Raw genomic sequence first — 6,835 nt, 5'->3', positions numbered from 1 at the left:
GCGTAACGGCAAGGACGAGACGGTCAAGGTCGATCTCGGCACGCTGCCCGCGAGCGACAAGCAGGCCTCGAACGACGACAACAGCAAGCAGTCGGCGCCTGCCGCCAAGCCCGACACGCTTGCCGATCTCGGCCTGACCGTCACCAAGGCCGAAAACGGCAAGGGACTCGTGGTCACCGATGTCGATCCCGACAGCGACGCGGCCGACCGCGGCATCCAGCCCGGCGACGTCATCACCTCGATCAATTCGAACGAGGTGAACACCACCGACGACGTCTCCAAGGCGATGACCGATGCCGCCAAGGCCGGCCGCAAGGCCGTGCTGATGCAGATCACCCGCGACGACTCGAACCGCTTCGTCGCGCTGCCGGTCGGCAAGGGCTGACATGCCGCGCATGACCCCGGAAATCCCATGGGGGTTTTCGGAAAGGACCATGCGCCACTAGAAGACGTTCAGCTTTCCCCATGGCCGTATCAACACCCCCGAGCCGCCGTGGGGAAACATGGGGCCGAGCACGTAAGTCAGTCACCGTGTTTCGCTCCTGGCGGCAGCGGGTTTCCCATCACCCGCTGCCGCTTTATCGCATGTCGCCCAAAAGTGGTTGCCGGTTTTGGGAAGAAGACATGCGACTAATGAAGGCAAAGCAGGACGCAATGACTGCCCCTCAAACCTCCGATGAAATCGCGTATAACGGCTCCATGAAGATTCTCGTCATGGAAGACGATCGCGAGGCGGCGGACTACTTGCAGAAAGCCTTCGTCGAGGCAGGCCACACCGCCCATGTCGCCGGCGACGGCGAGACCGGCTTCGCGCTGGCCGACGCCGGCGACTATGACGTGATGGTGGTCGACCGCCTGATGCCGCGCCGTGACGGCCTGTCGGTGATCGCCGCGCTTCGCTCGCGCGGCAACACCACGCCGGTCTTGATCCTGTCCGCCCTGGGCGAGGTCGACGACCGCGTCACCGGCTTGCGCGCCGGCGGCGACGATTATCTCACCAAGCCCTACGCCTTTTTCGAATTGCTCGCCCGCGTCGAGGTGCTGAATCGCCGTGCCGGCGCGCGCGAATCCGAGACCGTCTACCGCGTCGGCGACCTCGATCTCGACCGGCTGTCGCATTCGGTCAAGCGGGCGGGGCGCGAGATCACGCTGCAGCCGCGCGAGTTCCGCCTGCTCGAATATCTGATGCGCCATGCCGGCCAGGTGGTGACCCGCACCATGCTTCTGGAAAATGTCTGGGACTATCATTTCGATCCGCAGACCAACGTCATCGACGTCCATGTCTCGCGCCTGCGCGGCAAGATCGAAAAAGGCTTCGACAAGCCGATCCTGCACACGATCCGCGGCGCCGGCTACATGCTGAAAGGCGGTTAAGGAGCAAAATGGCTCTTTCCCTGCCGGCCATCATGAAGACGACGGCGGCCCGGCTCTCGGCGCTCTATCTTCTGCTTTTTGCGCTTTGCGCGGTGCTGCTCGTCTTCTACATGACGTCGCTGTCGGCGCGCATGCTGACCGCGCAGACGCAGGAGACCATCAACGACGAGGTGCTGGGCCTCGCCCGTGCCTATCAGCGCGGCGGCCTGCCCGTGCTGGTGCGCGTCGTCGAAAACCGCTCGCGCCAGCCCGGCGCCAACCTCTATCTCATCGCCGACGCCAACGGCCAGATCCTGACCGGCAACGTGCAGAGCCTGGAGCCCGGCGTCATCGAGACCGAGGGCTGGACGACCGAGCCCTTCTCCTACCAGCGCTTCGGCGAAGGCGAGCTCGACCGGTTGCGCAGTGGAGCTACCGACCAGTCCGCGCCCCAGGCCGGCGACAACAGCACTCCCCAATCGACAGGCGAAAAGGGCCACAACGCCATCGCCTTGGTGCTGCGACTACCAAACCAGATGATCATGCTGGTCGGCCGCGACCTCGGCGAGCCCGAGCGCTTCCGCGCCGTCATCAGCAGGGCACTGACGCTGGCGCTCGGCATGATGGGCCTGGGCGGGCTCCTGATCTGGTTCTTCGTCGGGCGCGCCGCGCTGAAACGCATCGACAGCGTGTCCGATGCCAGCCGCCGCATCATGGGCGGCGACCTCAGCGGACGGCTGCCGGTCACCGGCGCCGGCGACGAATTCGACCGCCTGTCGGAAAACCTCAATGCGATGCTGGCCAGAATCGCCATGCTGAATGAGGGGCTGAAGCAGGTCTCCGACAACATCGCCCATGATCTGAAGACGCCGCTGACCAGGCTGCGCAACCGCGCCGAGGCGACGCTTGCCGGCAGGCACAAGACGGAAGACTACCGCCAGGCGCTGGAAGGCACGATCGCGGAGTCCGACCAGCTCATCAAGACGTTCAACGCCATACTGATGATCTCGCGACTGGAGGCCGGCTATTCCTCGGAACAGACCGGTCCGGTCGATCTCGCCGCAACGGTGAGCGACGTCGTCGAGCTCTACGAGCCGGTGGCGGAGGAAGCGGGTGTCACGCTGGAGGCGACCGTCCCCGAGGCCTTCACGATCAACGGCAACCGCGAGCTGATCGGTCAGGCGCTGTCCAACATCGTCGACAACGCCATCAAATACTCGACCGACGCCGCCGAGACGCCGAGAGTGCGTGTGGCGCTGGAGCGCGCCGGAAGCGAAATCAAGCTTACCGTCACCGACAATGGCCACGGCATTCCCGACGACGCCGATCGTGCCCGCGCCACCGAGCGCTTCGTGCGCCTGGAAAAGAGCCGCTCGCAGCCGGGCTCGGGCCTCGGCCTCAGCCTCGCCAAGGCCATCATGACTTTCCACAACGGCAGGCTTGATCTTTTGCCCGCCAATCCAGGATTGTCCGTGGTCATGAGTTTTCCGTTGCGGGAGACGCATTGATGGTTCGGACAAATGGCGAAGAAGAAAATCGAATCCGAATTCCGGCTTAGCCCGACATTGGCGCTCCAGCCCCTGGACACGGAGCATGCCCGGCGCGAATTGTCGGAGATCGCCGACGCCGCCGAGGAGGAGGGGCTTTCCCGCCTCGCTGGATTCCTGGCGGGCGAGGGGCCGCCGCTGGACCTGCTGGCGGCCGTGTTCGATCTCTCGCCCTTCCTGCGCGATGTCGCGCGCCGCCGGCCGGCAATCCTCGACACGCTGTTCGATGGAACGATCGAAGCGCGGCTCGGCGCCATCGGCGAAGCGATCAGCGGCGCGGCCAAGTCGGACGACGCCTCGGAATCGAGCCTGATGATGGCGCTGCGGCAATGGAAGACGGAAGCGCATTTCCTGATCGCGATGGCCGATCTTTCGGGCGAGGCGGAGACCTCCGTGACGGTGCGCCGCCTCAGCGATTTGGCCGACGCCTGTACAAACGCCGCCGTCGATTTCCTGCTGCTCGACGCGCACCGGCAAGGCAAGCTCAAGCTGCCGAAGCCGGCGGTGCCGGCAAAGGATTCAGGCTGGATCCTGCTCGGCATGGGCAAGCTCGGCGCGCATGAGCTGAATTTTTCCTCCGATATCGACCTCGTCGTCTTCTTCGATCCGGAAGCGCCGGCCGTCATCGACCCGCTCGACGCGACCGAGCTGTTCTCCAGGCTCACCCGGCGGCTCGTGCGAATCCTGCAGGACCGCACCGAGCACGGCTATGTCTTCCGCACCGATCTCAGGCTCCGTCCCGATCCAGGCTCGACGCCGCTGGCGATCCCGGTCGAGGCCGCGCTTCGCTATTATGAGGCGCGCGGCCAGAACTGGGAGCGCGCCGCCATGATCAAGGCGCGCCCAGTTGCCGGCGACCTTGCCGCCGGCGCCGCCTTCCTCAAGGAATTGCAGCCCTATGTCTGGCGCAAATACATGGACTATGCCGCGATCGCCGACGTCCACTCGATCAAGCGCCAGATCCATGCCCATAAGGGTCATGGCGAGATCGCGGTGAAGGGCCACAATGTGAAGCTCGGCCGCGGCGGCATTCGCGAGATCGAGTTCTTCGTCCAGACCCAGCAGCTCATCGCCGGCGGCCGCTTCCCGGAGCTGCGCGGCCGCGAGACGGTGCCGATGCTGGGTGCGCTCGCCGCGCGCGGCTGGATCACCGCCGATGCGCGCGATGCGCTCACCCGGCAATACTGGTTCCTGCGCCGTGTCGAGCACGCCATCCAGATGGTGGCGGACGAGCAGACGCATATCCTGCCCGACAGCGACGAGGGGCTGGAACGCATTGCGCTGATGCTGGGCTTTGCCGGCGAGGCCGATTTCACGCAGGCCTTCCGCGCCTCGTTGCAGCAGGTCGAGCGGCACTATGCGGCGCTGTTCGAAACCGCTCCCGAACTGTCGGCCGGTATCGGCAATCTGGTCTTCACCGGCGATGTCGACGATCCTGACACGCTGCAGACCTTGCATCGCCTGGGCTTTCAGCGGCCGAGCGACATCTGTCGCGTCATCCGCGGCTGGCATTTCGGCCGCTACCGCGTCACCCAGTCTGCCGAAGCGCGTGAGCGGCTGACCGAACTGACGCCGGCGCTGCTCAAAGCCTTTGGCCAGACGCGACGCGCCGACGAGGCGCTGATCCGCTTCGACGAGTTCCTTGCCGGCCTGCCAGCGGGCATCCAGCTCTTCTCGCTGCTGCAATCGAACCCGGCGCTGCTCAAGCTGATGGCGACGATCATGGGCGCTGCCCCACGGCTGGCGGCCATCATCACGCGCCGCCCGCATGTTTTTGACGGGCTGCTCGACCCGGCGCTGCTCACCGAATTGCCGGATCGCGCCTATCTTTCGGCCCGCCTTGCCGCCTTCATCGAGGGCGACCACGCCTATGAGGACGTGCTCGATCGCCTGCGCATCTTTGCCGCCGAGCAGAAATTCCTGATCGGCGTGCGCTTGCTTGCCGGCTCGATCGATCCGGCGCGGGCGGGGCGTGCCTTTTCCGATCTCGCCGACCTCACCATCGAGGCGGCGCTTCAAGCGGTGATCGCCGAATTCGCGCAGCGCCATGGCAGCATCGCCGGGGGTAGGGTGGCGCTGCTCGGCATGGGCAAGCTCGGCAGCCGCGAGCTCACCGCCGGCTCCGATGTCGATCTCATCCTGCTCTATGACCATGACGCGGATGCCGAAGAGTCCGACGGCGACAAGCCGCTGGCGCCGTCGCATTACTATACCCGCATGACGCAGCGCCTGATCGCCGCCGTCTCGGCGCCGACCGCCGAAGGCGTGCTCTATGAACTGGACCTTCGCCTGCGCCCCTCCGGCAACAAGGGGCCGGTCGCCACCCATATCGACGCGTTCAAGAAATATCAGCGCCAGGATGCCTGGACCTGGGAGCACATGGCGCTGGCGAGGGCGCGCGCCATCGGCGGCGATGCCGAACTCTGCGCCGAGCTCGACGAAGAGGTGGCGGCGGTTCTGGCGCAGCCGCGCGACGCCGCCAAGGTGAAAGCCGAAGCCTCGGAGATGCGCGCGCTGATCGAAAAGGAAAAGCCGCCGCGCGACCTCTGGGACATCAAGCTGATCCCCGGCGGACTGATCGATCTCGAATTCATCGCCCAAGTCGCGACCATCACCGGCAATGTCGAGCCCGGCCGCCGGGTGACGGCGACAGCCGACATTCTGGCGCGGCTGGCTCCGGGTTTCGCGGGGGGCGACATCCGCGAAGAGCTTGGCGAAGCCTACCGGCTTTATCTGGCCCTGACCCAGATGATCAGGCTTTGCCTCACCGGCGAGTTCCAGCGCGACGATGTCCCGCCGGGCCTCTCGGACCTGCTGCTGGCGGTCACCGACCTGCCGGATTTCGCTGTGCTGGAAGCGCATCTCAAGGAGACGTCGCGGAAGGTCAGGAGAGATTTTGATCGTCTGCTACGCGCGGGAGTGTTGCCATCAACCGTATCGTCGCCATGAGATTCCCGGGTGGCATATTAGTCACAGTTAATATTAATCGGCGATCCGGCCTTGCGCCATTGGCAGAGGCGTCCCGTAATGGGTCAATGGGTCTGGCACCGCAATTGCACTGCAGCAATGCCGGGGTCAATCATCACCCCGACGAAGGGGGGCCTCGCCGCTCCGCAAATGGAGCGGCGGGTTCTTTCAACGGCTGACTTGAAAGCCCCCCAAAATCGCCAAAACCTGGGGCGCTGGGCAACTATGGATCTTCAGAAATTCTTGGTGGGCATGTTCGCGGCGTCATTCATGGTGGCGATCTGGGCTGACATGGAAACTGGTTCCGTCTGGACGGCGCTCGGATGGGCAATGCTGGCCATGGTCATTCTGCAGGTCGGATATTTCGGCTCGTCGTCGGCTTGGTCTATAGACGGGCATCGAAACGCGCCGAGGCGAGCCCGGCGTCGGCAGCCGTAAACGATCTAAACCCTACTAGCTCAGTTTAGCGGCCCAGTTCGTTGGGGTGGGTTCGACCAACCGCCGGGCCTGACCGGCGCGGGGGCAAGCCGGCTGAGCCAATCGTAATATTAGCAATTCTGCAATAGAACCCGAAGTGGACGTTTTCCCCTGTTTTGGGCAGCACAGCGGGCGTGGTCCGCCGGTGAACCGCTCTGACCTAAGCCGCGACCTTCACCGTGGCCGGCGCCTTCTTCAGCGGGATGCGCACCGACACGATGGTGCCGACGCCTTCGGTCGAGCGGATCTTCAGCGCGCCGCCCTGCAGCTCGGCCAGCGAGCGCGAGATGGCGAGGCCAAGGCCTGAGCCGGTGTGGTTCTTGGAGAACTGGTTCTGCACCTGCTCGAACGGCCGCCCGAGCTTGCTCAGCGCATGCTTGGGGATGCCGCAGCCATTGTCCTCGATGGTGAGCAGTAGCGCTCCCGACGTGTTGCGTGCCCGGACCGTGATCTTGCCGCCCTGGCCGGTGAACTTCACTGCATTGGAGAGC

At 65.0% G+C, this 6,835-nt stretch carries 5 protein-coding genes; 4 read left to right on the top strand and 1 reads right to left on the bottom strand.

Annotated features, from left to right (window positions below; genetic code table 11):
- The 4 genes from EOA27_RS15965 to EOA27_RS15950 form a co-directional block, all read left to right on the top strand.
- The coding region (locus tag EOA27_RS15965; protein ID WP_127256669.1) for a PDZ domain-containing protein at positions 1-385 on the top strand (385 nt) is incomplete at its 5' end.
- A gap of 314 nt (positions 386-699) precedes the next feature.
- On the top strand, positions 700-1,374 hold the full coding sequence (locus EOA27_RS15960) for a response regulator transcription factor (protein ID WP_127256667.1): 675 nt from the start codon (positions 700-702) through the stop codon (positions 1,372-1,374).
- An 8-nt stretch (positions 1,375-1,382) separates the two neighbouring features.
- Complete coding sequence (locus tag EOA27_RS15955) at positions 1,383-2,861, top strand: HAMP domain-containing sensor histidine kinase (RefSeq protein ID WP_126078358.1); 1,479 nt, start codon at positions 1,383-1,385, stop codon at positions 2,859-2,861.
- Between the two features lie 12 nt (positions 2,862-2,873).
- A complete protein-coding gene (locus tag EOA27_RS15950; protein WP_127256665.1) occupies positions 2,874-5,849 on the top strand; it encodes a bifunctional [glutamine synthetase] adenylyltransferase/[glutamine synthetase]-adenylyl-L-tyrosine phosphorylase in 2,976 nt (991 codons plus the stop codon).
- Between the two features lie 655 nt (positions 5,850-6,504).
- Here EOA27_RS15950 and EOA27_RS15940 read toward each other — a convergent pair.
- The coding region (locus EOA27_RS15940) for an ATP-binding protein (RefSeq protein WP_245491103.1) at positions 6,505-6,835 on the bottom strand (331 nt) is incomplete at its 5' end.

The organism is Mesorhizobium sp. M2A.F.Ca.ET.037.01.1.1, assembly GCF_003998075.1.
Classification (GTDB): Bacteria; Pseudomonadota; Alphaproteobacteria; order Rhizobiales; family Rhizobiaceae; genus Mesorhizobium.
Note: the sequence above shows the minus strand (reverse complement) of the source record. Positions and strands in the feature narration are given on the sequence as shown.

What these genes read in the sequence shown, in the direction of transcription:
- EOA27_RS15955 (WP_126078358.1), top strand. Translation starts at nt 1,383, where the DNA reads ATGGCTCTTTCCCTGCCGGCCATCATGAAGACGACGGCGGCCCGGCTC.
- EOA27_RS15950 (WP_127256665.1), top strand. Translation starts at nt 2,874, where the DNA reads ATGGCGAAGAAGAAAATCGAATCCGAATTCCGGCTTAGCCCGACATTG.
- EOA27_RS15960 (WP_127256667.1), top strand. Translation starts at nt 700, where the DNA reads ATGAAGATTCTCGTCATGGAAGACGATCGCGAGGCGGCGGACTACTTG.